Annotated in this window: 18 protein-coding genes and 3 pseudogenes; 15 read left to right on the plus strand and 6 right to left on the minus strand. The window is 64.8% G+C overall.

Annotation, left to right across the window (positions count from 1 at the left end):
* Positions 1-33: 33 nt before the first annotated feature.
* Positions 34-786, plus strand: coding sequence for a class I SAM-dependent methyltransferase (locus ON40_RS12710; protein ID WP_040822072.1), 753 nt, complete (start codon positions 34-36; stop codon positions 784-786).
* A gap of 176 nt (positions 787-962) precedes the next feature.
* On the opposite strand, the gene ON40_RS12715 is transcribed toward ON40_RS12710, so the two are convergent.
* Complete coding sequence (locus tag ON40_RS12715) at positions 963-2,954, minus strand: APC family permease (RefSeq protein ID WP_085997705.1); 1,992 nt, start codon at positions 2,952-2,954, stop codon at positions 963-965.
* Positions 2,955-3,369: 415 nt separating this feature from the next.
* Between ON40_RS12715 and ON40_RS12720 the strand changes: the two genes are divergently transcribed.
* Entirely contained in the window at positions 3,370-4,638 is a 1,269-nt protein-coding gene (locus tag ON40_RS12720) for an MFS transporter (protein WP_085997706.1), read from the plus strand.
* Between the two features lie 78 nt (positions 4,639-4,716).
* On the opposite strand, the gene ON40_RS12725 is transcribed toward ON40_RS12720, so the two are convergent.
* Positions 4,717-5,751 carry an alpha/beta hydrolase gene (locus ON40_RS12725; RefSeq protein WP_040822473.1) on the minus strand — a complete coding sequence of 345 codons (1,035 nt, stop codon included), beginning with the start codon at positions 5,749-5,751 and terminating at the stop codon, positions 4,717-4,719.
* A gap of 340 nt (positions 5,752-6,091) precedes the next feature.
* On the opposite strand from ON40_RS12725, the gene ON40_RS12730 reads away from it, so the two are divergent.
* The 3 genes and pseudogenes from ON40_RS12730 to ON40_RS48120 all read left to right on the plus strand — a co-directional run bounded on the left by ON40_RS12730 (position 6,092) and on the right by ON40_RS48120 (position 8,778).
* Positions 6,092-6,658: a hypothetical protein gene (locus ON40_RS12730; protein ID WP_245567780.1), complete on the plus strand. Its 567-nt coding sequence runs from the start codon at positions 6,092-6,094 to the stop codon at positions 6,656-6,658.
* 186 nt (positions 6,659-6,844) lie between these two features.
* A pseudogene (locus tag ON40_RS56030) lies at positions 6,845-7,660 on the plus strand (PEP/pyruvate-binding domain-containing protein); the annotation flags it as partial.
* 32 nt (positions 7,661-7,692) lie between these two features.
* Positions 7,693-8,778: a hypothetical protein gene (locus tag ON40_RS48120; protein WP_051193039.1), complete on the plus strand. Its 1,086-nt coding sequence runs from the start codon at positions 7,693-7,695 to the stop codon at positions 8,776-8,778.
* A gap of 154 nt (positions 8,779-8,932) precedes the next feature.
* Here the strand turns inward: ON40_RS48120 and ON40_RS12740 are convergent, their stop codons facing one another.
* Both ON40_RS12740 and ON40_RS12745 read right to left on the minus strand, forming a co-directional pair.
* Complete coding sequence (locus ON40_RS12740; protein ID WP_040822078.1) at positions 8,933-9,757, minus strand: ACT domain-containing protein; 825 nt, start codon at positions 9,755-9,757, stop codon at positions 8,933-8,935.
* A 961-nt stretch (positions 9,758-10,718) separates the two neighbouring features.
* A complete protein-coding gene (locus ON40_RS12745) occupies positions 10,719-12,461 on the minus strand; it encodes a PEP-utilizing enzyme (RefSeq protein ID WP_040822079.1) in 1,743 nt (580 codons plus the stop codon).
* Between the two features lie 247 nt (positions 12,462-12,708).
* On the opposite strand from ON40_RS12745, the gene surE reads away from it, so the two are divergent.
* From surE to ON40_RS12765, 4 genes and pseudogenes are all read left to right on the plus strand, one after another.
* On the plus strand, positions 12,709-13,503 hold the full coding sequence (gene surE, locus ON40_RS12750; protein ID WP_245567781.1) for a 5'/3'-nucleotidase SurE: 795 nt from the start codon (positions 12,709-12,711) through the stop codon (positions 13,501-13,503).
* Between the two features lie 42 nt (positions 13,504-13,545).
* Positions 13,546-13,725 (plus strand): hypothetical protein, encoded by a 180-nt coding sequence (locus ON40_RS12755; protein WP_040822082.1) that lies wholly within the window; start codon positions 13,546-13,548, stop codon positions 13,723-13,725.
* A gap of 43 nt (positions 13,726-13,768) precedes the next feature.
* Positions 13,769-14,723: pseudogene (locus ON40_RS12760) on the plus strand (thiolase family protein).
* Positions 14,724-14,759: 36 nt separating this feature from the next.
* A complete protein-coding gene (locus tag ON40_RS12765) occupies positions 14,760-15,524 on the plus strand; it encodes an SDR family NAD(P)-dependent oxidoreductase (protein ID WP_040822084.1) in 765 nt (254 codons plus the stop codon).
* A gap of 178 nt (positions 15,525-15,702) precedes the next feature.
* On the opposite strand, the gene ON40_RS12770 is transcribed toward ON40_RS12765, so the two are convergent.
* Positions 15,703-16,359: a MarR family transcriptional regulator gene (locus ON40_RS12770; protein WP_306305385.1), complete on the minus strand. Its 657-nt coding sequence runs from the start codon at positions 16,357-16,359 to the stop codon at positions 15,703-15,705.
* Positions 16,356-17,857 (minus strand): annotated as a pseudogene (locus tag ON40_RS12775) (AMP-binding protein). Before ON40_RS12775 ends, ON40_RS12770 begins: the two are co-directional and overlap by 4 nt.
* A 154-nt stretch (positions 17,858-18,011) precedes the next feature.
* Between ON40_RS12775 and ON40_RS12780 the strand changes: the two are divergent.
* The 6 genes from ON40_RS12780 (at position 18,012) to ON40_RS12805 (ending at position 24,892) form a co-directional block, all read left to right on the plus strand.
* Positions 18,012-19,214, plus strand: a complete 1,203-nt coding sequence (locus tag ON40_RS12780; RefSeq protein WP_040822475.1) for a cytochrome P450 — start codon at positions 18,012-18,014, stop codon at positions 19,212-19,214.
* Positions 19,207-20,634, plus strand: coding sequence for an aldehyde dehydrogenase family protein (locus ON40_RS12785; protein WP_040822087.1), 1,428 nt, complete (start codon positions 19,207-19,209; stop codon positions 20,632-20,634). The genes ON40_RS12780 and ON40_RS12785 overlap by 8 nt, the downstream gene beginning before the upstream one ends.
* Positions 20,631-21,434 carry an SDR family oxidoreductase gene (locus ON40_RS12790; RefSeq protein ID WP_040822088.1) on the plus strand — a complete coding sequence of 268 codons (804 nt, stop codon included), beginning with the start codon at positions 20,631-20,633 and terminating at the stop codon, positions 21,432-21,434. The genes ON40_RS12785 and ON40_RS12790 overlap by 4 nt, the downstream gene beginning before the upstream one ends.
* Positions 21,431-22,921, plus strand: coding sequence for a pyruvate, phosphate dikinase (locus tag ON40_RS12795; RefSeq protein ID WP_040822090.1), 1,491 nt, complete (start codon positions 21,431-21,433; stop codon positions 22,919-22,921). The genes ON40_RS12790 and ON40_RS12795 overlap by 4 nt, the downstream gene beginning before the upstream one ends.
* A gap of 140 nt (positions 22,922-23,061) precedes the next feature.
* Positions 23,062-23,781, plus strand: coding sequence for a TetR/AcrR family transcriptional regulator (locus tag ON40_RS12800; RefSeq protein WP_051193040.1), 720 nt, complete (start codon positions 23,062-23,064; stop codon positions 23,779-23,781).
* 73 nt (positions 23,782-23,854) lie between these two features.
* Positions 23,855-24,892, plus strand: coding sequence for a ferredoxin--NADP reductase (locus ON40_RS12805; RefSeq protein ID WP_040822092.1), 1,038 nt, complete (start codon positions 23,855-23,857; stop codon positions 24,890-24,892).
* Positions 24,893-25,047: the final 155 nt, after the last annotated feature.

Raw genomic sequence — 25,047 nt, forward strand, 5'->3', positions numbered from 1 at the left:
AACCACACAGCTACGCCCACTAGCGTGAGTTCCATGACGGCACAGCGTGAACGGGCGACCTCCTTCGGCTCGGTCGCCCAGGACTACGACCGGATGCGGCCCGGCCCGCCCGAACAGGCCCTGGACTGGCTGATCCCGCCCGGCTGCACGACCGCACTGGATCTGGCGGCCGGGACTGGACTGTTCACCCGGGCGCTGGCCGCGCGTGTGCCCGAGGTCGTCGCGGTCGAACCCGACGAGCGCATGCGCACGGTCCTGGCGCAACGCTCACCACAGGTGCGAGCGCTGGACGGGCACGCCGAGGCGATCCCGCTGCCGGACGCGAGCGTGGACGCGGTCTTCGTCTCCGCGGCCTGGCACTGGTTCGACCACCCGGTCGCGGTCCCGGAGATCGGCCGGGTGCTGCGCGAGGGCGGCCGTCTGGGTGTGCTGCGGACCAACCGCGACCGCACCGTGGACTGGGTCTTCGAACTCGACCGCGGCCGCGCGGAACAACCACGGCCCACCCGCGAGGACCCGGCCAACCGATTCCGGTTCGCCCTGCCCGAGCACAGCCCGTTCGGTGCGGTCGAGACCACCACGTTCGCCTTCAACCGCACCATGACCCTCGACGAGATCGTCACATGGCTCAGCACCTACAGCCAGTTCATCATCGCGGATCCGGACGAGAAACGCGCCCGCCTGACCCATGTGCGCCAACTGCTCGAAACCCAGGCCGCGGGCGCACCGACCCTGGACGTTCCGCTGACCTCCCAGTGCTGGCGCACCGACCGCCTGCCCCGCTGAGCGCCCGCCCCACACCGAACTCGCGCGCTTGTTCGAGTTCGGCGCGGCCAACCGGCTGCTCAGCGAGTTCATCGCCGGGCTGAGCCTCCGAAGAATCGGCAGCCGGGCCAATGCGCACCGCACGTCCCGTCCGGAAACCTCAGCGGCGCAGCATAATCGGCGCGGGGGAGCGCGGGTCAGCTGTCCACGTGCACGTGCGGACGCTGATGCGGGTCGGGCACCGCGCGACGCAGGATCTCACGAGTGACCGGCGCGACCTCACCCTCACCGACGAACAGGAACTTCAGCAGGTTCGTGATCGGATTGCCTTCGGTCCATTCGAAATACACGTGCGGGTTCAGGCCGGTGCGGTCGCGGATGGCCAGCAGGATCGCCGCGATCGAGTTCGGGATCGCCGCGGCCTCCACCGACAGGATCTTGTAGCAGTCCAGTTCCACCGCCCGCACGTGCAGATCGGTGGAGAACTCCGAAGCATCGCGCACGATCACCTCGAGGAACAGGATCGGCGCCTGGGCGGGAATGTGGCTCTCGAGCCGCTGCTCGGCCTCCTTCTGCCGATATTCGCCCGGCTCACGATCCTCCACCCCCTCGAGATCGTGCGTGACGATGCGGATCGTGCCGCTCGAGGCGATCTTGTCGATCAGCCACGCGGCCTTGTCGTCGAAATCGACCTCGATCGCGCGCAACTCGAACGCGCGCCGCGCCCGGGAGATGAACGACACCACGATGATCGCCAGAATGAACAGCGAGGCCAGCTGCACACCTTCGGGCTTCTCGAAGATGTTCAGGATCGTGGTGTACACGAACACCGCCGAGACGATCCCGAACCCGATCATCTTGCCGACCTCGCGTTTACGCGCGGCCGAGAGCGTCACCGCCACCGCGGCCGAGGTGATCAGCACCAGCACACCGGTCGCGTACGCGCCGCCCTGAGCATCGACGTCGGCATCGAAATACCAGGTGATCCCGAACGCGATCACCGCGAACACCAGCACCAGCGGCCGCGTGGTGCGCGCCCACTCCGGCGCCATGCCGTAGCGGGGCAGATAGCGCGGCACCAGATTCAGCAGACCCGCCATCGCCGAGGCGCCCGCGAACCACAGGATCGCGATGGTGGAGATGTCGTAGACGGTGCCGAACCCGTCACCCAGATAGTGGTGCGCCAGATACGCCAGCGCGCGCCCGTTGGCCGAACCGCCGCTCTGGAACTCCTTCGCCGGGATCAGCACCACGGTGATGAAGCTGGTGACGATCAGGAATCCGCTCATGATCAGCGCGGCGGTGGTGAGCAGTTTGCGCGCGCCGGCGATGCGGGCCTGCGGATCGTCCTCGGGTTCACCGGGTTCGCCCTTGATCTGCGGCATGACCGCGACACCGGTCTCGAAACCCGACAGGCCCAGCGCCAGTTTCGGGAACACCAGCAGCGATACGCCCACCATCGCGAAGATGCTGCCGTGCTGGGCGGTCAGCGCGTGCGTCCAGTCCACCACCAGCCCCGAGGCGGTGAACACATGCCACAGCCCGACCACCGCCACGACGACGTTCAACGCCAGATACGCCCCGACCAGCACGACCGCGGTACTGATCGCCTCGGCGAACCCCTTGAGGAAGATTGCCGCCAGCAACGCCAGCAGCACCAGCGTGATCAGCACCGAATGTCCGGTGAGCCAGTGCGGGACGAGTGGATTCTCCACGATGTGCGCCGCGCCGTCGGCCGCGGACAGGGTCATCGTGATCACGAAGTCGGTGGCCGCGAACCCCAGCAGCACCAGGATGAACAGCTTGCCGGTCCAGCGCGGCAGCACGTGGGTGAACATCGCGAGTGATCCACCGCCGTGCGGGCTCTCCCGCGCCACCCGCCGGTACACCGGCAGCGCGCCGAACAACGTCAACGCCACCAGTACCAGCGTGGCCATGGGGGACAGCACGCCCGCGGCGACCGCGGCGATCCCCGGCTGATAGCCGAGCGTGGAGAAGTAGTCGACGCCGGTCAGGCACATCACCTTCCACCACGACCGCTGATGGGCCTCCTCGGTCTGCTTGACCATCGGCCCGGGATGGCGCGAGTACCGGTCTTCGTTCGCCCCCTCCAGCAACCAGGTTCTGAATCCGGATCCCGGCCGTTGGTCGGTCGTGGTCACGTCGTGGTCCCCCTCGGGAGCGTCCATCCGGAAAACCCGGTAACTCGGCATCGTTCGGGGTCAATCTACGCGGCGCGGCGCGGCGCGTCGTGAGGGGCTGTCGCCGGATCGCACCGTGGATCGGCAGGTTTCGGGGGCGCTGTCCGTCAGCGACCGTTGCTAGCCAATCGTGCCAGAATCAGCAAGTGTGACGACCATCACAAAATTGGATATAGTCACTGGTCGTCCGGTGTGCATAGCCACGTTCTCGGAGTGTCTCTCCGTTTGCCGCCGCGCCAAACCGGGTAAACGTGGCATTCGTTGCCATTCTGTAACCCGCATGGCGACATCAGTTTTCCGCACTGCGACAGCGCGGTGCTTCAACACCCACGGGGAGAGGAGTTCGCGCGTGACGAACGGCGACTCACAACCGCAACAACGACGTTCCGTGGCCGCAGCGGCAATGGGCAACGCCACCGAGTGGTACGACTACGGCGTCTACGCCGCCACCGCCACCTACCTCACCCACGCCTTCTTCCCCGGCGCCCTCGGCACCATCGGCACCCTGCTCGGCTTCGCCATCTCCTTCGTGCTACGCCCCGTCGGCGGCATGTGGTGGGGACCCCTCGGCGACCGCATCGGCCGCAAAGCCGTCCTCGCCGTCACCATCCTGCTCATGGCCACGGTCACCGGCCTCATCGGCGTGATCCCGAGCCACGACAGCATCGGCATCGCAGCCCCCATCCTCCTGATCGTCCTGCGCGTCATCCAGGGCTTCTCCACCGGCGGCGAATACGGCGGCGCAGCGACCTACCTCGCCGAATCCGTCGACGACAAACGCCGCGGATTCCTCGGCAGCTTCCTGGAATTCGGCACCCTCAGCGGCTTCATCGGCGGCTCGGCCATCGTGCTGCTCATGCAGGTCATGCTCGACGAGGACCAGATGCAGGCATGGGGCTGGCGCGTACCGTTCCTGATCGCCATCCCGCTCGGCCTGGTCGGCTGGTACCTGCGAAGCAAACTCGACGAATCCCCGGTCTTCACCGAAGTCGCCGAACACGAACACCCCAAGGGCGGCCTGATCAAACTGATCACCGAATACCGCCGCGAACTGCTCACCCTCGGCGGCCTGGTCATCGCCCTGAACGTCGTCAACTACACCCTGCTCGCCTACATGCCCACCTACCTGCACGGCACCATCGGCGTCAGCGACACCCAAACCACCGCCATGGTCCTGATCGGACAGCTCGTCATGGCACTGGTGCTGCCACTGTGCGGCGGACTGTCCGACCGCATCGGCCGCCGACCCATGTGGCTGATCTCGCTGATCGGACTCGGCGTGCTCTCCATACCCATGTACTGGCTCATGGGCAAGGGAATCGGCTGGGCCATCACCGGATTCATCGTCCTGGGCCTGCTGTACGTGCCGCAGCTGTCCACGATCTCCGCGACCTTCCCCGCGATCTTCCCCACCCACGTCCGCTACGCCGGATTCGCCCTGTCCTACAACCTGTCCACCGCCCTCTTCGGCGGCACCGCGCCCCTGATCAGCCAGTGGGTCATCGACCGGACCCACTGGGACCTGTTCCCGGCCTACTTCATGGTCGGCTCCTGCGTTTTGGGCCTGGTCGCCTGGGTGTTCCTGCGCGAAACCGTCGGCGCCTCCCTGCGCGGCACCGACGTCCCGGCCAGCGGAGAAATCCCCGTCGTACAGAAAGAGAGAACCGCCTGAACCCACTCGGCCGGTGCTCCGCGGAGGCCGCGGAGCACCGGCCGAACCAGGCGCACACCCCGGTTCGATCCAGTCCGATCAATTCGCCGAGGTCTGCTCCGCGCCCGACGAGGTCAGCGCCGCCTCGAACCGGGGCCAGGAGCGATGTAGGTCATCCTGCCAATAACCCCACGAATGCGTCCCGGTCGCACGGAAATCGAACGTCGCGGGAACCTTCAACTCCCGCAAGCGATCCTGCAACTGATGCGTGCACATATTGGTGACCGACTCCAGCGGCGCACCGAAAAGCACCTGATACATCAGCAGCACCCCGTTACCGTGCGCGCCGTCGACACTGTCGTGCGACCCCAACAGACCCGTGCCCGTGGACACGTAGATCGTCGTGCCGCGCAACCGATTCACATGCAGATACGGATCGTTCGCCGCCCACGCCGGATCACTCGGCGGACCCCACATATTCACCGCGTTCCCGTGCTCCTGCGCGACGACCGCCTGAACCATCGCCTGCCCCATCGGATTGCTCGTACGCACACACCCGCTGTACGACCCGATCGCCCGATACAACCCCGGCGAATCCATCGCCAACTGGAACACCGACGTCCCCGCCATCGAAATACCGGCGACAGCGTTCGCGCCACTGCCACCGAACGCGGCATCGATGATCGGCGGCAACTCGCGAGTCAACAACGTCGACCACCGCTGACGCCCCAGCACCGGATCGTCCGCACGCCAATCGGTGAAGTAGCTGCCCGCACCACCGAACGGAATCACCACGTTGACCTGCTTGTCACGGAAGAACTTCACCAGATCCGTGCCCTCGAGCCAGTTTCCGTCCGATCCCCCGTTCGCGCCGTTGAGCAGATACAGCGTCGGCGCCGGCCGATCGGGGTGAGCGGCCCGCAGCACCGTCAACCGCGTCCTGGTAGCCATCGCGGCCGAATACACCCCGACATCCAGCACGCGATCGGACACCTTACGGATGCCACTGATATGCGATCCGTCCTCGGCGCTCGGCTGCTTCGGAGCCACCGGATCGGGCGCGGCCACCGCCACCCCGTCGGCTCCCACCGTGACAGCCAACGCCGTGGTTGCCGCCAGAAAACCCCGCGACATGCGCGCGAACATCATCGCACTCCGATCTGGATGCGGTGAACCGTCCGCTCGGCCACCCCCGAGCGTCGTCCACCTGAATACGAATCCGATTGAACAGCAGCGCGATTGCGCCGGTCCAGAACTCTCGCAGAAGTTGTGCTCGTTCCCAGAACGTGCGTGCCTTGATTGGCAGAGCTCCTCGAGGCAGGGGAGACGCGCCGCGAGTTGCGCAGGGCGAGCACCGATTCCACGCACGAAGCTGCGAAACAACTGGATTGCCGAGCGATTGCTGGGGTACTCTACCGGCGGTATACATCAGTTCGGATATCGGGAGTGTGGCGTGAGTCGTTTGATGCGAATAGTGGTTCTCTTACTGATTCCGGTGGTGGTCCTCGTCGGCGGTTGTAAGAGCTCGTCGTCGAGTGCACCCAGTAGTGGTACGGATCAATCGATTCCAGCGGACCCGACCGGCACCGCCGCCGACGCGAAGGCCGAGGACACCAGTTGCCCGACCTCGAACACCACAGCCTTCGCCAAAACCAAGTTCGTCGCCCACTCCGGGCTGGCCTTCGGAGCGTTCCACCGGTGGCTGTACAAGCCGATGAAGGCCGGCACCTTCAAGAAGGGCGCCAAGGGCCGCATCACCGCATTCGTCAAGGGCGGCCTGGCGGCACTGTTCGTCAAGCGTGAGGTCCGCCTGGCCCTGGTCGACGCGAAGGCGAATCCCACGCTGTGCAAGTCGATCTCGGTCCCGCTGGGCAAACTCGGCGACACCGTGCAATCGGCCTTCGACAAACTCAAGGGCGGCGACAGCTCCGGCGTGGACGGCCTGAACACTCTGATCAGCCAGACCGAGAGCACCTCCAAGAGCGACGGCGTGGAGATCACCGAGGACGAGAACGGTGATCTGACCAAGTCTCCGAGCTGATTTCCCTCTCGAACCAGTGAGGGCGGGCCCCAAGGGTCCGCCCTCACTGCTGTTCGGGCACTGATTGATGGAAATGCGAGTGATCGGACAACCTCAGGACCACTGCCCTAATTCGTCACTGTGACGAATTAGGGCAGTGGTCCTGAGAAGGGGTGGGGGAGTTTGTCATTGGATCCTGCTCGTCTCATGAGCGCCGGGCATCCCTCGGGCTCTGAGGGCATCCTGAGGGGCCTGCTGGGTGCAGTCGAAGCGGTGTTCCGGTCATGGAACACCCGCCGTGCGGTGAAATACCGTGAGCTGCATAAGATTTGCGATGATCTGGGCACCGCGGTCGTGGTGCAGTCGATGGTGTTCGGCAACCTCGACGAACGATCCGGCTCCGGCGTGGTCTTCACCCGCAACCCTGTGACCGGCGAACCCGGACTGTTCGGCGAGTTCCTCGCCGCCACCCAGGGTGAAGACGTGGTCGCGGGCATCCGCACCCCCGACCCGGTCGCGGGGTTGGCCGATCACCTTCCCGAGGTCTACACCGAACTCGAACGCACCTGTGCCGAGCTGGAACGCGTCCGCGGTGACGTCCTGGACATCGAGTTCACCATCGAACGCGGCACCCTGTACATGCTTCAGGTCCGCAGTGCCAAACGCACCGCCCAGGCCGCGATCCGTATCGCCGCGGACCTGCTCGCCGAAGGCGTCCTGTCCACCGAGGACGCCCTGGACGCGATATCGCTGGACCAGGTCCGCCAGCTCCAACGTCCCGGATTCGACCCCGCCGACTACGAACTCGCCCGTACTCACGGCCGCGTGCTGGCCACCGGTGTCGGCGCTGCACCCGGCCATGTCGTGGACGAGTTTCACTTCACCTCGGACGCTGCCCAGCAGGCTGCCAAAGCAGGGAAGACGGTCATTCTGGCTCGGCCGGTCACCAGCCCCACCGACTTGCACGGCATGATCGCTGCGGCTGGAATCCTCACTGCCACAGGCGGTTCCACCAGCCATGCGGCAGTCGTGGCGCGTGCGCTGGAACCACCTGTGTGGTCGGGTGCGGAGCGCTGGACATCGATCCGGGCCTCGGCACTCTGTCGATCGGTGAGACCACTCTGCACACTGGTGATCTGGTCTCGCTCGACGGCACCACCGGCGAAGTGCATTCCGGCGCTGTGCAACTCAGCCAGCCCGCCGCCGAGGACGAGCACCTCGCGGGTCTGCTGGCATTGGCTCGCCAACGCACCTCCGCGCAGGTGTTCGCTCGCATCACCACGCCCGCGCAGGTCACCTCGGCACTCGGCGCGGGGGCCGACGGGATCGTCGCTGGTGTCGACTCGGTGCTCGCGGCCAGCGGCCGCCTGCAGGAGGTGATCGATACCATCGCCGAGAACGACCTCAGCGTCGCAGCACCCGCGCTCGAACGTGCCGTCGCCGAGGAGTTCGAGAAGATCTTCGCGGTCGTCGGCGACATCGAATTCGGTGTCCGGGCAATTGATTTCGATGCCGACGAGTCTCGTGAGCTGCTCGGGGCGACCGAACTGTTCATCACCCATCCGGAGCTGGCACTTCCGATGGGCTCCACCGATATCCTTTCCGCCCAGATCCGCGGCATCACTGCTGCGGTCACCGCCACCGGACAGCTTCTGCGCATCCACTTCACCGTCCGTAAGATCAACGATCCCGCCGAAACCGCGTTGCTGCGCAAGCTCATCGGCGAAGTTCCGCTAGGGGTCGGGGCCTACATCGCCACTCCGCGTGGCGCGAACGCCGTGCTGGACATCGCCGAACACGCAGACACCATCTGGCTCGAGGTCCGCGAACTCCAAGCCGCGATGATCGGTGTGCCCGCCCGGCATCTGCTCACCGCCGAACCGCTCGACGCGTACCTCCGGCGCGGATTGATCGGTGTCGATCCGCGCGTGCAGATCGACACCCAAGCCGGACAGCTCATCGACATGGTGGCAGCGGCCGCCGAGCGTCGGCCGCGGTGCCGAATCGGCGCCCGGCTCACCGGTCCAGTGCCCGCACCACTGGCGGAAGCGTTGGCGCGCAGGGGATTCAACGTTGTCGCGGTGAACGCCGACGAAGTCCGCACCACCATCCTCGCTCTCGGGCGAGCCGCTCCGGCATAGGATTCGCCGATCACAGGCGTCCGGCCCGAGTGAACGGTTGCCAGGGGCAGGCCCACGCGGGCCTGTCGCTGGCACTCCGTTCAGTGATAAGCGGTTCGGGACGGCGCTCGGCACAACGCAGACTCGCCTGGTGTGGGGCGTCGGCCGCGAACCGTCAGAATTCGCGCGTTGCTGTCGTGGTGCGCGCAAGATCGTGCAGGCGGTGCGCACGTGCGATCTCGGCCGGTGTGAACGGCTCGTCAGGACGATGGAAGCGTAACGTCCGGCCGGTCGGCGAGGCGAGTTCTAGCACGGTGCCGTCGCCGGGGTCGGTGGCTGCGGTGTGGTTCACGTAGTGGGCGCCGAGTAGTTCGGCGACGGCGAGTGGAAGCTCGCCCGGGTCGGCGGCCACGCGGGCGGCCATGGTGAGGGCTTTGGTCTGGCCATCCACGAGTGTCAACGCGGTGGCCTGCCAGACCCGGATGCCGTAGCCACCCGCGTCGGCTGCCGCGGTGGTCAACTCGTCGATGGTGCGGGCCGCACGAGCCGAGACGACGAGTTCGTCGAGAACGTCGGCGTCGAGCCGGTGTACGTGCACGGCCAGGATGTTCACCTGGCGCCGCGCCAGATGCTTCGTCAGCTCCTGCAACTGGCCCGGGGTGTCGCTGACCCGGACCCGGATCCGCCACAGCAACCCGGCATCATCCACAGCGGCCCGCCGCCTCAGGTCCGGGCCGTGCATCCAGGACCCGAACAGTCGCATCGCCGATGGCTCCACGATCCAGATCACCAGCACTGTCGTGGTCACAGTCAAGACCGATAACGCCAGTGGATACGGCAGGTCGGTATGCATCACCGCGGCGTGCAGCATCAACTCGACCGGGAAAACAGCAGCGAGTTTCGCGAATGCGAGCCGAGTCCGGCGCGGATGCGGGAGGCGTCCGCACACTTCGCAGGCCAGTACTTCGACCGGTGCGGTTTTCTGTCGGATTCTTCCCATGTATTCCAGCGTCGGCGGTCTTTGTTTCGGGGTTGGTCCGCACCTGTGAATCCGTGGTGAAGGGATGCGCTGAAACCTTGGGCCACAACATATTACGGCGTGACGGAGGTCATCACGACGAGCGTAATGTGACTCGGCGCACGATCGACCGGTTGTCGTTGGGGCGTGTGATTTCGATCCCGGCGATGAGATGACGTTGGCTCATCTACGCGGTGCTGGGCCAGCCTGGCGGTCGAAGTTTCTCTGCTGTCGAGCCAGTCCAGGAAGACGATGGCGCCGCGGATCAGCTGACGATTGGACCGGTGTGCGGATTCGCGAAAGGTTCTGCGGGTGCCGCGGCATCGGGCGCGCCTGATGATGTGCCATTCGGCGTAGGCGCGACGATCGGCTGGTGCTGGCGCGACAGCGTGGGGACGATGTGCTCGACACACAGCTGCAGCGGGGCCAGCGCCCCGTTGCGTCGCGGGAGGATCCCGGCTCGACGAACGGTGCACGGACGTGGTGGGTGCGGGCCTTTTTTGCGGAAGCTGGTCGATGGTGTCTACCGCAATCCGATCCCACGGCAATGGATTTCGGTACGGGGAATCGGCCGGAACCGAAGCAAGGCCGTAGCGCGACATCTGGGGCTCCACGCAAGGCGTCGGCGTGTTCGAGAGAGTCCAGCCGATCGCTCGGGTCGTTGATCGCCTCGCCGCGGAGTATGTCGCTGCCAGACAAGAATTGGCGTTGGGGCTCCGCAGCTGAACTCAGCTCGTCACGCTCCGGAATTGGCGTTCTCCGGAGCCTGCCATTGTGGTTGGCTTGTCGCGACCCTGGGAGCCCGGAGCCGGTCGAGCCATGTGGCTGATCCGGCTCCGGGGACAGCTCCCGGCATGGTCGGCACGTTGCGGTTGTTTTGCGCCGAACAACGTCGATCGTCGCGACGGGACAATGACACGACCCCGGAGTACAGTGCGCGGGTCTATGCCTCGGTCAGCACTGTGACTGTTCCGGTGGTCCCGTCGACCTCGATGCGAGCGCCGTCGGGAATGCGGGTCGTAGCGTCGGTCGCCGAGACGACACAGGGGATTCCGAGCTCACGGCTGACGATCGCGGCGTGGGAGAACGGCGCGCCGACATTGACAACGACTGCGGACGCGGCCACGAACAGTGGTGTCCAGGACGGGTCGGTGATCGGGGCCACGAGGATTTCGCCTGGTTCGAGCGCCGAGGGGTCGTCGGGGGAGGTCAGCACGCGGGCGCGGCCCTTCACGAGGCCCGAGCATCCCGACACGCCGGTGATCGTCTCGCCAGGGGTGAGTGCGGTGCTTGTTTTATTGGAGCGACGCTGCCAGGTGTCCAGCGCGGGGACCTCGCCGGCGACGACGAACGGCGGCTCATAATCGAACAGGGCGAGGTAGCTTCGTTCGCGGTCGCGTACAACCTCGGTGAAGCGTGCCGCGTCGGTGAGATAATCGTCGAGTTCGTCGGCGAAGAGCATGAAGATCTGTTCGGGGGTGTCCAGCACGCCGGCGGCGACTCCACGTCGGCCAAGTTCCAGTGCCGGCAGTCGGATTTCGTGGATAACCATCGCGGCAGTGGTGCGCGCGCGTTCACGGCCTCGCAGCCACAGCGCCGCGGCAGCGAGGGTGGCTTCGAACTGAGCTGTGGCCTCCGGATCGCCGGCGAGGATTTCTCGGATGACCGACGACGCGGCTTCGCGCTCTGCTACGCGGTCTCCGTTCTTGGTTTCGGGGGCCTCGTTGTCGGCGACGTGGCGCATGCGATCGATAGTGGCCAACGCTAGTTCGGGTTTGACCCCCCACGTTGCCGCGCGAACCTCCCACTCCGCAGGACCGCGGAAGTCCCAATCGTTGAGGAACTCGTTCAACGCCGCGGTGAACTGAGCCACGACCGGGTCGTTGTCGCCGACCAGTCGCTGGTGGAGGCCGTCGATGCCCGCGTCGAAGGCAGCAGCGACTGCAGGTGCCTGTGCAATACGGCTCAAGGCCCACAATCGAGTCGACGGGATGGCGGAGTCGACGTCGCCGATGCCGCTGACGAGGTTGAGCGCTAGTTCGGGGCGACCGACGGCCGCGGCTGCCTGGGCGACCGCGCCGAGCCCGACGCCCGATTTGAGACTGGCTTCGATGTGGTGTTGGAACAGCGGTCGCAGGATGTAGTCGAACGAGGTGATCCGTTCACGCAGTTGCTGATCGGTCAACGTCGTCATATCCGGGCGCTCTGCACGGATGGCGTTGACGGCCTTGCGGTCGGCGTCGAACTCGTTCAGGTCGGTGGCGCCGATGACCTCTTCGACCAGCCAGGCGCCGGCTGCCGCCTCGTGCTCGGAGTTGGTGTCGAAGTCGCGCCGTTCGCTCTCGTAGCTGGGGATGCCGGGCATGTCCCCGAAGTACTGCAGGTCGACCGCCTCTGCCGACATTCCCGGCACACGCACCCCGAACAGTCGCATCAGCGACATGTTGATGTACAAGTAGCTGCCGAAGGCAGGAAGGATGTTCTTGTCGACAGCGGCGTCGTAGAGGTCGTGGTCCCAGACACGGCAGTTCACGAAAGCGTCGCGCCACCCCGGTTCGAGGTTGTGCTGAAACCCTGCCGAGGCGTTGAGCGGGCTGATCGGGTCGGGGAAGATCTCCCCGACGTTGGCACGGGAGTACAGGGGATAGACCTTCGACGCAGCGTCGTTGATGGGCCACTCGGCCATATGAGGATCCTTCTTCCGCGATGTGGACCGGTTGAGCCAGCATGAGCGTCAGCCCAGGCGAACCGATCACGATTAGCGACTTTCTGTTCACAGTTTGATGTGACAGCAGTCACTGTGTCAAGCGTGTATCTCGAAAGGCTCCAGAAGGTGCTAGACAATTATGTGAAGAGGAAGTCACAATCTGTGGAGTCATTCGGCGTGGTTCGCCGAGCGGAGCGCCGGAGAAGGGATCAATCGAATGCGGATCATGGTGACCAATGACGACGGGGTCGAGGCCCCTGGGCTACTCGCACTGGTGCGCGCACTACATGTCGAGGGATACCAGATCGAGGTCGCGGGTCCGCTACGTGATCACAGCGGCAGCGGCTCTTCCATTGGCACGCTCGACGATGGGGCCGCCATCGCCTATGAGGAATCCCGGATCGAGGACTTGCCCGATGTGCGGGTGATCGGATTCGATGCCCCGCCGTCGTTCGCGGTACTCGCGATGCGGACCGGGACGTTCGGTGCGGTACCCGATCTGATTGTCAGCGGTATCAATCCGGGGCACAATACAGGGCGATTGGTGTTGAACTCCAGTACCGTCGGCGCCGCCTTGACCGCCGTGTCCACCGGTGCCAGAGCGATCGCGATCAGCTGCGGGTTCGCGCCCACGCACAGGTTCGATACTGCAGCGGCAGTCGCCGTCGCGGCCGTGCGATGGATGGTGGATCACGGTTCGCCCCGGACTCTGCTTAATCTCAACGTGCCCGATCTCGACCTGTCGGCCCTTCGTGGGGTCCGAAGTACCGTGCTTGCCCCGCGTAGCCTCATGGGCCTTACGCTCGAGCGTCGCGCTGATGCAGTGCACCTACGCCGTTTCAACAACACCGAAAAGCTGGGTGTAGGAACCGATTCCGCAGCCGTCATCGCCGATTACGTCGCGCTCACGGCTCTGCAGAGCGTCACCAGCGACGCGTCAGCCGACGTCTCGGAGGCGGTGCGCGCCATCGAAGAAGCGCTCGTGCCTGTTGTGGCTGCCGTGTCACCGAGCGCCGAGTAGAACCAGCCTTCCGGCAAGGAGAATGACGAAGATGCGGATTCGATGCCGCGGCTCGAGCTGATCAATCTGATCGCCGACGTCTTCGCGCGTGATTGCGGCGGTTACCAGTCGGTGCCGGCTACGCACTCCGAATGCTCGACGAAGGCAGAGAAGACAGAACTCGGCGGCGCCTGCGACTCCGCTCGCGCACGTACTTACGTCTCTGGACCGCTGATCCTCTGACCGCCTGTGCCGCAACGTATTTCCTCGTCTGGATAGGTCGACGATGCATAACGCCGTCATTGTGGAGGTGGTTCGTACGCCGTCCGGCGAAGGCAAGACCGGTGGCATCCTTTCCGGGGTCCACCCGGTCGGCCTGCTGGCGACTGTTTTACGAGAACTACTGTCACGCAACGACTTCGATCCTGCTCTGATCGACGATGTGATCACCGACCGTGTCGGCCAGGGTGGTGAGCAGTCGATGAGCATCGGCTGCACTGCAGTTCTCGCTGCAGGCTATCCCGAGTCGATCCCTGCTACGACAGTGGATCGCCAGTGCGGGTCCAGTCGGCAGGCGGCCCAGTTCGCAGCGCCGGCGATCATGTCGCGCATCTGCGATGTCGTGGTCGCTGCGGGGGGCGAGTCGATGAGTCGCGTGCCGATGTCTTCCTAGACGATGGGCAAGGACCCCAACGTCGCGCCGCTGCGGTCGCGGTCCCCGGAGGGGCTTGTCGCCCGGGGCATATCGGCGGAACTGCTTGCAGTGCAGTGGAAGTTGACCCGCGACCAACTCGACGAGTATGCGGCGCGCTCACATCGTCTGGCCGCCACAGTGGGCGCCGCCGAGGCGGCCTCAGATAGTGCCGGTGGTGACCTCTGTAGAGGACGCATCCTCGCGGATCGTCGAGACGGACGAGACGGTGCAACCGTCGACGACGATGGAGAGCCTGGCGTCGTTGCGCCCGGTATTTCGTGACGATGCGATCTTTTGGCGGTACCCCGACATCGAATGGCGGATCACGTCTGGAAGCTCTTCACCCTTGACCGATGGCGGTACCGATCCGGACAAACTCAATCCAGCAGGCGGCGCGATCGCTCCGGGGTATCCGGTGGGCGCCTCGGGCGGTCGGTTGCTTGCCTCGCTGGTCAGTCATCTGGAAGCGACCGGCGGCCGGTGCGGCCTGCAGACGATGTGCGAAGGCGGCGGAATGGCCAACGCCACCGTGATCGAAAAGCTCTGATCAACAGTGCAATAGAGAAAACAGGAGTGAAAGCAAGTGAAGATCGACAATGGTGTCGCGCTGGTGACCGGCGGCGCGTCCGGCCTGGGCCTGGCGACCACCCAAGCCCTGGTCGACGCCGGTGCTCACGTAATCGTGCTCGACCTGCCAACCTCGCCCGGCCTGGCAGTCCAAGAGCGGATCGGCGTCGACCGCGTGACGTTCGCTCGCGGTGATGTCATTTCCGCCGAACAGGTCACCGCCGCCCTCGACGCGAGCGAACGCCACGGCCCGCTACGGGCTGTGGTCAACTGCGCCGGAGTCGGGCCGCCGGCGAAAGTGCTGGGCAAGGAGGGCCCGCTGCCGCTGGAATCCTTCGAGAAGATCATCCGGATCAATCTCGTCGGCACCTTCAACGTCATTCGCTTGGCGGCCCATCGCATGGCGGCCTCCGACCCGGTCGACGGCGAACGCGGCGTCATCGTCAACACCGCGTCGGTGGCGGCGTTCGACGGGCAGGTCGGCCAGCCCGCATACTCCGCTTCCAAAGGCGGAATCGTCGCTATGACCCTGCCGATCGCTCGCGAGCTCGCCCGCCATCAGATTCGCGTCGCATCGGTGGCGCCGGGCATCTTCGATACGCCGTTGCTGCAGACTCTTCCCGACGAGGCTCGCCGTTCCCTCGGTGCGCAGGTGCCGCACCCGTCGCGTCTGGGGGATCCCGCGGAGTTCGCAGCCCTCGTCGGTCACGTCATCGCCAACCCGATGCTTAACGGTGAGGTGATCCGTCTCGACGGCGCTATTCGGATGGCAGCGAAATAGCCTGATACACAACGAGGGCGGCGGAACACACACCTGTGTTCCGCCGCCTTTGTCATTGCCGAGGCCGAGACACTGCCCGGGTCGAGCGCGGCAGGCGTACACGGCTACGACCCGCACCGCGGACCGCAGCCGTACGGGGCCGACCACGGTCCGCCCGGACACCAGGAACGGTGATGTTCTAGCCTTCGTCGTGCTCGCCGCGCTCACGGCCGAGGCTGAGCAGCAAGTCCTGATGTAGTTCCATCCAAATGTCGTGATAGCTGTCGTACATCGGGCGCGCGAAGGCGGCGTTGTCGCCCTCGCGTACCCTGGCCAGAGCGTCGGTGAGCCGAATCCGATAGCGGCCGTAGCGTGGCAACGCCTGAGAAACGGTCTCGAGATGATCGGCCATCTCGCGGTGAACCGAGGCCAGACGCCCGATCACCTCGGCATCGAATTCGGCGTCGCTGTGATCGTTCGGTTCGGTATCGGTACGCATTTGCCAGTCATGGCAGACGTCTTTGAATCGGCCGTTGATCGGTAGGAAGGCGGTGTAGAGCCGATCCAACTGTGCGTGCGCGGCGGTCGTTTCGGAGTCGTTGGCCAGTGCACTCTGATATTCGGTGCGCCCAGCCGGCGTCAGTGACGAACCGGCCAACCGCCCTTCTCGTCGTACGACCAGCCCGCCATCGATGAGCGCAGCAAGCCGGTCGGGAAGCTCGGTAGGCGAGACACCTGACATGGCCGCAAGCACAGGGTCGCTGGCCAGGCCTTTCACTCGCAGCGAGTGCAGAATGTCGAAATCGTTTGGCATCGTTGCCTCCATATGTTGCGTGAGTCGATCGGGCGCGGTCACCGCACCGGGTAGTAGCGCTCTTGCAGGTCTTTCTTGTTCAGTTTTCCGGTCGGGTTGCGGGGCAGTCGGTCGGTGAACTCCACTGTTTTCGGGGCTTTGAACGTTGCCAACAGCTGCCGACAGTGATCGATCAGAGTGCGTTCCATCTCGGGGTGGCGACGTGGCCGGCCCGAAGCTCGACCACCGCTTTGACCTGCTCGCCGAACTCCGGGTCGGGAATCCCGAACACTGCGGCGTCGGCGACATACGGATGGGTGACCAGCACCGCTTCGATCTCTTCCGGGTAGATGTTGACGCCACCCGAAATAATCATGAAACTTTCCCGGCCGACCAGGTAGAGGAAGCCACCTGCGTCGAGGTAACCAGAGTCGCCCATGCTGCGCCACCCGGAATTGTCGTCCGGATCGGGGGAACCCGAATCGGAGACGCGCTCGAACCATACTCGGCCGACCGTTCCTGTCGGCAACGGTGTTCGGTTCTCATCCGCGATGTGTAGTTCGGTCCCGTCCAGCGGTCGGCCGACCGACCCGGGGTGGTTCTGCGACTCGGTCGGGGAGATGTAGGTATGCCCGTATCCTTCGGATGCGCCGTAGTACTCGTGCAGGATCGGCCCCCACCAGTCGTTGATCTGAGCCTTGACCTCGATCGGGCACGGTGCCCCGGCCGTGAACGCGACGGTGTGAGTACGCGGCAGTTCGATGCGTTCGCGGGAATCCAGGCGTAGCAACCGCAGCAGCATGGTCGGGACCCACTGGGAGTGGGTGACGTTGTGCCGGTGTATCGCTTCCATCGCGGCTGCTGGGTCGAACCGTTCCATACAGACCACGGTTCCGCCGAGGGCGAGAACGATGAGCTGGAAGGTGAACGGTGCCGCATGGTAGCTGGGGGCGGGAGACAACAGCACGGTGGAGCCGTCGATGCCGAGTTTGGCCGCCAATCCCGCATGGCGCGGCGGTGCATCGGCCGGGTGGATGCCCAGCAGCGGCTGGCGGAACGCCTTTGGCCGACCGGTTGTTCCGCCGCTGTAGAGCACCCGTGCACCGAGCAATTCGTCGGCGATCGGTGTGGTCGGCATATTGGCGATTGCTTCGGTCAGGTTGTCGAAGCCGTCTCCGGCGTCGTCGACACTCAGTAGCACCGTGTCGGTGTCGTCACCGAGTGCTGTGGCCACGGTGGCGCGCAGTGCGGAGCTGGTCACGATGGCCGCGGGGGCGGCTTCGGACAGCAAGGTCGCCAGCTCGCCCGGGGCCAGGTGCCAGTTGAGCGGGGTGACAGCGAGCCCTGACCGCATCCCGGCCGCGACGACGATCGGCCACTCGATCCGGTTCTCGAGAATGAGAACGATCGAACGTCCAGGTCCGACACCGCGGGCACGCAGCAGGTGTGCGAGTTGATTGGAACGGCTGTCAAGCTCGCCGTAGGTCAGTTGCAGGCCGGAGGATGCCATCACGTAGGCGATGGTCTCCGGGTTGTCTGCTGCGATCGTCGGGGGATACACGGCACCTCATTTGTGAATCGGTTGTCGCTTACGTGTCTGCAGGATATCTGCCTCTCAACTTGTTGTTCAAGACATCTTTGCAATTCGGATCACATGTGATTTAGTGAAGGGCAAGTCACAAACAGTGTTGGCGACAGGAAGCTGGGAGGCGACGATGGTGACCGGCAGCGACATCGACCTGATGGACCTGCGGGTGTTCGAGACGGGTGAGGACGACCGCATGTTCGCCCGACTTCGCGATGAGGACCCGCTGCATTGGAACGAGGAGCCTGATGGCCCGGGGTTCTGGTCGGTGACTCGATTCGCTGATGTCAAGGCAGTAGCAGCCAACCATGAGGACTTCACCGTTGTTCATGGGACCCAGATCGCGAGCCGCCGTGCCGAGGGCGAGGGCGGCCGCAGCATCCACCACGTGGACCCACCCGAGCACGGTCCGCTACGCAGGATCGTGACCCCGCATGTGCGGCCGGCGAAGGTCAAATCCCTCGAAGCCGACATCACCACGGTGATCGATGATCTGCTGGACACGGCTGTGGGCGCCGGTGAGTTGGACTTCGTGGCCAACGTGGCAGCGCAGCTACCTCTGGTGATGATCGGTCGGTTGCTGGGTGCGCCGGTGCAGGACTGCCCGCACCTGCTGCGGTGGACCAATCAGATGGCCTCGGAAGACCCGGAGTACTCCGAAGGTCCGGAAACCGCAGTCCGCGCACGGGACGAAGTGTTCGAATACTTTCGTGAGCTCGAAGCTCAGCGACGTGCGTGCCCGGCCGAGGACCTGGTCAGTGCATTGACCGCCGCGCAGATCGACGGCAAGCCCCTGGAGCGGGGTTACCTGGACGCTTACTATCTGATCCTGATGGTGGCGGGCAACGAAACCACCCGCAATCTGCTGAGCGGGGGAGTGCTGGCCTTGCACCAGAACCCGCACTGGTGGGAAATGATCCGGCAGGAACCCAACCGGATTCGGGTACTGGTGGAGGAGATGACCCGCTGGGTGTCGCCGGTTCTGTCGATGCGCCGAACCGCAGTTCGTGATATCGAGATGCATGGCAAGACGATCAAGGCCGGCGACAAGGTCGTTTTGTGGTTCTGCTCGGCCAATCGTGACGAGCGTGCGTTCCCCGACGCGCATCTGTTCGTCGGCGATCGTTTCCCCAATGAGCATTTGGGCTTCGGCTGGGGTGAACATGCCTGCCTGGGAAGCCATTTGGCCCGCCTGGAGGCTCGGCTGTTCTTCACGCGAGTGATCGAGCGCGGTCTCGATCTGCGGGTGGTCGGCGATGCCGCACGATTGCGAAGCAACTTCTTCCGTGGAATCAAGACCCTTCCTGTGCAACTGGAGCGACTCGATGGCTGAACTCGAATGCGCCCACGCCCTGATCGGCGGCGACTGGACGGAGTCGCCGGGGCCCGCGATCCCTGTGATCGATCCCTACCACGAAGAGATGATCGGCGAAGTCGCCGAGTCCGGCCTCGACCTCGTCGACCGAGCAGTCGCAGCCGCGACACAGGCCCAACCTGGCTGGGCAGGCCGCGACGTCGACGAGCGCGCACGCCTGCTGGAAGGTGTCGCCGTCCTGCTCGACCGGGACCGTGAACGCATGGCCGAACTCGTCGGGCGAGAAATGGGTATGCCCGTAGGGCTCGCACGCGTCACCCAGGCCGAACTGCCTGCCGCGGTTCTGCGTACGACCGCGGACCTGGCCAGACAGTTCCCGTGGAGCACCCGCATCGACGGCGCTGTGGTCCACCGCTGTCCCGCCGGCGTGGTTGCTGCGATCACCCCCTGGAATATGCCTGTGCACCAGATCGTGGCGAAAGTCGCGGCGGCACTCGCCGCCGGCTGCCCCGTTGTGCTGAAGCCATCCGAACAAACCCCGTTCGACGCGAATGCCCTGGTCAAGCTGTTCATCGAGGCCGGATGCCCGCCCGGAGTCTTGAACACGGTCACCGGCACCGGGGCGGTGACCGGAACGGCGCTGGCCGGGCACCCCGGACTCGGACACGTATCCTTCACCGGCAGTGTTGCCGCAGGCCGCACGGTCGCAGGTCTGGCAGCCCGGACACTGACTCGTTCGACGCTCGAGCTCGGTGGCAAATCTCCCGCGATCATCCTGCCCGATGCCGATCTTGCGACGGCCGTCGCGGGCGCAGTCGCAGGCGGGCTCGTCAATTCCGGCCAGGCGTGCAACGCAACCACCCGCATGCTGGTGCCTGCGCATCTGATCGGTGAAGTCCTGCCGCTGGTGAAGGACGAGGTCGAGAACTACGTTCTGGGTGCGCCGGCGGACCCTGCAACGCGCCAAGGCCCGCTCGCGTCCGCGCGCCAGCGGGACCGTGTGCTCGCTTACATCAGCAGTGCCGTGAAGGCGGGAGGCACCCTCGTGACTGGATCCGCCGAGCCGTCGGAGGTGAGTGCACACGGCTACTTCGTCGATCCCGCGGTGATCACCGGCTTGCCCGAGAACGCCGAAGCGATACGTGAGGAGATATTCGGCCCGGTCATCGCAATCCAGGCCTACAGCGACATCGACGATGCCGTGCGTATCGCCAATGACTGCGACTTCGGACTGTCGGCCGAAGTATGGTCCGCCGACGCCGAACACGCACAGGTGATCGCGGCACGGTTGCATGCCGGCCAGGTGAAGATCAACGGAGTACGCACGAGGGATCGCCTGGCCGTGCCGTTCGGCGGGATGAAAAACTCTGGTCACGGCAGGGAACTCGGCACTTACGGTATCGAGGAGTTCACCGAACTGCGGGCGGTCCTGTCGTGAGCGACCACACCTCGAACCATCCCGTTGTGGTCACCGGAGCGGGCTCGGGTATCGGACTGGCGTTGGTGCGGCGCCTGCGGGCGGGAGATATTCCGGTCATCGCGGTCGACCGAAACGAGTGCCCGATCGAAGGCGTCTGGACCATCCGATGCGACCTTGCCGATCCCGAGGAAATCGCCGCGGCCGTGGCCCGGATAACCGGCCCGATCAGCGGCGTGGCCAATGTCGCTGGCGTTCCCGGGACCGCGCCCGCCGCAACGGTATTAGCGGTCAACGCGCTGGCACCTCGCCTGCTGGTGGAAGGTCTGCTCGACCGGATCAGCAGCGGTGCCGCGATTGCGAACGTCGCCTCGGTAGCCGCGGGCCGCAACACTCAGCCCCCGGAATCGATCGCAGCTCTCATGGCGGTCCCCGATTCGGCCGGAATCGAGTCCTGGCTACGCGAGCATCCTATCGACGGTCCCGCTGCCTACGACACGTCCAAGCGCGCGCTGGTCGACTGGACCCGTGCGCTGTCGGGGGCACTGATCCCTCGCCACATCAGAGCATTGTCTGTCAGCCCCGGGCCGATCGAGACCCCGATTCTCGCCGATTTCACGACCAGCATGGGCGCCGAAGCGATCGCGCGGTCGGCGAGCGCTGTCGGACGCCATGGGACCCCGGGCGAGGTCGCGGCGGTGATCGCCTTTGCGCTGTCGCCCGATGCTTCGTGGGTGAACGGCATCGACATCCTCACCGAAGGTGGCTTACTCGCCACCAGATCGACGAGTTTCCCTGCACTAAAAGGATTTTCGCAATGACAACTGATCCGAATCTGCCCGATGTCGTTGCTCTCGACGGCCGTATCTCCGGCACCAAGGACGTACTCGGCGGCAAGGCGTACAGCATCAACAAGATGATGGCCATCGGCCTGCCGGTGCCCCCGGCATTCGCGCTTCCCACCCATGTCTGTGCACACTTCCACGCCAATAATCGTGCCTTGCCGACACAGATCTGGGAGGAGGTCCTGGAGCAGTTGCGCGTGCTGGAGGTCGAGACCGGCCGGACCTTCGGATCGGGACCTTCTCCGCTGCTGGTGTCGGTTCGCTCCGGTGCAGCACAGAGCATGCCCGGAATGATGGACACGGTGCTGAACCTGGGGCTGACCCCGGAGCTACGTGATGTGTTGGCAGCGGAGACCGGAGATGCGGCGTGGGCGCAGGATACCTGGCATCGTTTCCGCGAGAGCTACACCGCGATCGTCGCCCGGCAAGATGACATCGAGCCGCCGTCGGATCCCTACGAGCAGTTGCGATCCGCGATCGGAGCAGTGTTCGACTCGTGGACCAATGAGCGGGTCAAAGCATACCGCGAACGGCACGGTCTCGGTGTCGGCGGCGGCACCGCGGTGACCGTGCAGGCGATGGTCTTCGGTAATCGTGACGAGCGCTCCGGTACCGGGGTCATGTTCAGCCGTGATCCTGCCACCGGTGCCAAAGCGCTGTTCGGCGAGTGGTTGGACCAGGCCCAGGGCGAAGATGTGGTGTCGGGCGAAAAGACGCCGCTGCCAGTCGAATCCCTGCGCAGTGGTCGGCCCGATCTCTACGCCGAACTTGAACGTATCGCCGCACTACTCGAGGCCGAGCATGCGGATCTTGTCGACATCGAGTTCACCGTGGAAAGCAACCGGCTATACGTGCTGCAGTGCCGTGCGGGCAAGCGTTCGCCGATTGCTGCTGTCCGCATCGCGGTCGATCTTGTCCGCGAAGGTGTGATCGGCAAAGAGCTGGCACTGCAACGGATCACGCGCGAGCAGGTGGACAAGCTAGCGACGGTCGGCAGCATCCGCGCCGACCTGCCTGTCCTGGCGACCGGAACTGCCGCTGGGCCCGGAGTGGCAGTGGGACGGGCGATCGATGATGTCGACCAAGCGGTCCAGTTGGCTGCCGAAGGCGTTGCGGTAGTGCTGGTTCGCCCGTCGACCTCACCGGCCGACGTTCCGGCGATGTTCGAATCTGTTGCAGTGGTCACCGAGCTGGGCGGCAGTACCTCACACGCCGCGCTGGTATGCCGTGAGATCGGGCTCCCCTGTGTGGTCGGGTGCGGGACAGGCACCATGGCGGCACTGGCGGGGCGAACAGTCACCGTCGACGGTGCCACCGGAACCATCTTCGACGGCGAGGGGCACGCGGGCACCGGTGGCCCGGTCGATGAGCGCCTTGCAGAGTTGCTGTCATATCTGCCTGTCAACGGGGCAGGACGAGACTATCCGCTCGCGACGCTCACCGGTCTGTTGGAGAAGGCCTGAACATGGCAGCACCGACACGAACCCTCATCGCACGCGCGATCGGCTCACCGATGCGTCATGAGACCACGTATGAAGAAGCCGAACCGATAGTTGTTAGTGATAACCTATTCACAATCCAGGACGCTGGTGAAAGGTAGACGATGGCCCGCAGAACGGAAGCGCAACGGCAGCGCCCCGCGCGCACCATCGACGATGCTTACTCCGATGCTGGACTGATCGAGGCAGAATCGGCGGTCGCCAAGCGGCCCAATCGCCGCGGCGAGCAGACCCGCGAGAAAGTAATCCAAGCCGCGACGGAATGTTTCGCGGAGTACGGATATACGCGGACAAGGATTTCCGATATCACCCATCGGGCCGATATATCGCAGGGAAACTTCTACCGCCATTTCGCAAGCCTTGACGACGTGTTTCTCGCCGTGATGCGCCCCGGGTTGACCGAACTAGGCGAGGCGATGTCGAGGCGTTTGGCAACAGATAGTGAACTCGATGCGCTCGTCGACGTGAACGTCACCTATCTGCACGCGTATTCACGGCACCGAAAAGTGCTGCGTCTACTGCGCGAAGCAGCTGCTGCCAGCTCCAATGAAGGATTTCAGCAGTTGTGGCTCAACATGCGCGGTGATTTCGTCGCCCGTACTCGCCGTTGGCTGCAACGACTGCAGGACAACGGCACGATCGGTGAGACCGACGTCGATCTACTGGCGGAAACACTCGGCTGTATGACCGAGCAGATGGCCTACGTTCACGTCGGTCTGCCGTCCTCGACGCCCAAACGTGAACGCATTGATGAATTGGGCCGCGCTTTGGGTGAGGTCTGGTATCGCGCGTTGCCACATACGCGAGCAGCTGCCACGAAGTAGACCCGAAGTAGTTCTCCCAATTGTAGTGACGTCGACTCCCGAAACGGGCCGTCGCGTCGAAGGATGCTTGGCAATGACACAAATCCTCCAAGAACAGCTCGGCCACCTCGTCGGTGTCCGAGAAGTAATCGACGAAACCGCCGATGCGAAAACGATCGTGCTGGAAATTCCCCACACACTGCGTGAAAAGTTTTCCTATCGACCGGGGCAATTTCTGACAGTGCGAATCCCCAGCGACACCGTGGGTGGTGTCGGCCGGTGCTATTCCCTCGCGAGCTCGCCCGACGTCGATGACCATCTGTGTGTGACTGTGAAGCGCACTGCCGGCGGTTACGGATCCAACTGGTTGTGTGACAACGTCGTCGCAGGTGATCAGCTGCGTGTCCTTGCACCGACAGGCACCTTCACCCCGTCCGACATTACCGCGGACTTGGTGCTGTTCGCAGCGGGCAGCGGCATCACACCAGTGATGTCGATCCTGAAAAGTGCGCTGGCACAATCGGACAGCCATATCGCGCTCTTCTACGCCAATCGTGACGCAGCATCGGTCATTTTCGATGCCGAGTTGCGGCGTCTCGCCCAACAGCACCCCGACCGGCTGGCCGTCGCGTACTGGCTGGAGGCCGAGCGTGGGATGCCAGATCAGGCCGGTCTGGCCGGATTCGCCGGCGCGTTCAGCGGGCGCGACGCCTTCTTGTGCGGCCCGGCACCGTTCATGGACCTTACACGACGGGTGTTGAGGAGTGTCGGATTCGACGCTCGAGACGTGCATGCCGAAGAATTCGTATCACTCAGTGGCGATCCGTTCGTGCCGACAGTGCAGGCCGACAGCGGGGGCGCGGTTGCGACTGCTGTGGTGCGCCTCGATGGTCGGACCCACACGGTGAACTGGCCGACGTCGGCCAATTTGATCGACGTTCTGCTGGCGGAGGGGATCGACGCGCCATTTTCGTGCAGATCGGGCGAATGCGGTTCCTGTACCGCAACACTTGCCGCGGGACTCGTCGAGATGGAGAATTCGGACGCGCTGGATCCCGACGACGTCGCCGACGGCTACATCCTGGCCTGCCAGGCCCGGCCGGTCAGTCCGAGCGTCGAAATCGAATTCTGATACCAAGATCGCCTTGCATCGAATGCAAGGCGAACATGATCTGCTCCTCTCCGGCGCCGTCCTCTTGCGCGCCCGCGCACATCGCGGACGGTTGGAGGATCTCTTCGTTGCGCCGGACCGAGTCCTCGGTGCGTCATGGTGCAAATGTGTTCGCC

Origin of the sequence: Nocardia jiangxiensis NBRC 101359, from assembly GCF_000308615.1 — a bacterium.
In the GTDB taxonomy this organism is placed as follows: domain Bacteria; phylum Actinomycetota; class Actinomycetes; order Mycobacteriales; family Mycobacteriaceae; genus Nocardia; species Nocardia jiangxiensis.

Excerpts from the sequence above, each read along its gene's own strand:
- ON40_RS12725 (WP_040822473.1), bottom strand. The coding sequence starts at position 5,751 with ATGTCGCGGGGTTTTCTGGCGGCAACCACGGCGTTGGCTGTCACGGTG.
- surE (WP_245567781.1), top strand. The coding sequence starts at position 12,709 with ATGGTGACCAATGACGACGGGGTCGAGGCCCCTGGGCTACTCGCACTG.
- ON40_RS12805 (WP_040822092.1), top strand. The coding sequence starts at position 23,855 with ATGACACAAATCCTCCAAGAACAGCTCGGCCACCTCGTCGGTGTCCGA.
- ON40_RS12710 (WP_040822072.1), top strand. The coding sequence starts at position 34 with ATGACGGCACAGCGTGAACGGGCGACCTCCTTCGGCTCGGTCGCCCAG.
- ON40_RS12785 (WP_040822087.1), top strand. The coding sequence starts at position 19,207 with ATGGCTGAACTCGAATGCGCCCACGCCCTGATCGGCGGCGACTGGACG.
- ON40_RS12780 (WP_040822475.1), top strand. The coding sequence starts at position 18,012 with ATGGTGACCGGCAGCGACATCGACCTGATGGACCTGCGGGTGTTCGAG.
- ON40_RS12720 (WP_085997706.1), top strand. The coding sequence starts at position 3,370 with ATGGGCAACGCCACCGAGTGGTACGACTACGGCGTCTACGCCGCCACC.
- ON40_RS12745 (WP_040822079.1), bottom strand. The coding sequence starts at position 12,461 with ATGGCCGAGTGGCCCATCAACGACGCTGCGTCGAAGGTCTATCCCCTG.
- ON40_RS12755 (WP_040822082.1), top strand. The coding sequence starts at position 13,546 with ATGCCGCGGCTCGAGCTGATCAATCTGATCGCCGACGTCTTCGCGCGT.
- ON40_RS12800 (WP_051193040.1), top strand. The coding sequence starts at position 23,062 with ATGGCCCGCAGAACGGAAGCGCAACGGCAGCGCCCCGCGCGCACCATC.
- ON40_RS12740 (WP_040822078.1), bottom strand. The coding sequence starts at position 9,757 with ATGGGAAGAATCCGACAGAAAACCGCACCGGTCGAAGTACTGGCCTGC.
- ON40_RS12715 (WP_085997705.1), bottom strand. The coding sequence starts at position 2,954 with ATGGACGCTCCCGAGGGGGACCACGACGTGACCACGACCGACCAACGG.
- ON40_RS12795 (WP_040822090.1), top strand. The coding sequence starts at position 21,431 with ATGACAACTGATCCGAATCTGCCCGATGTCGTTGCTCTCGACGGCCGT.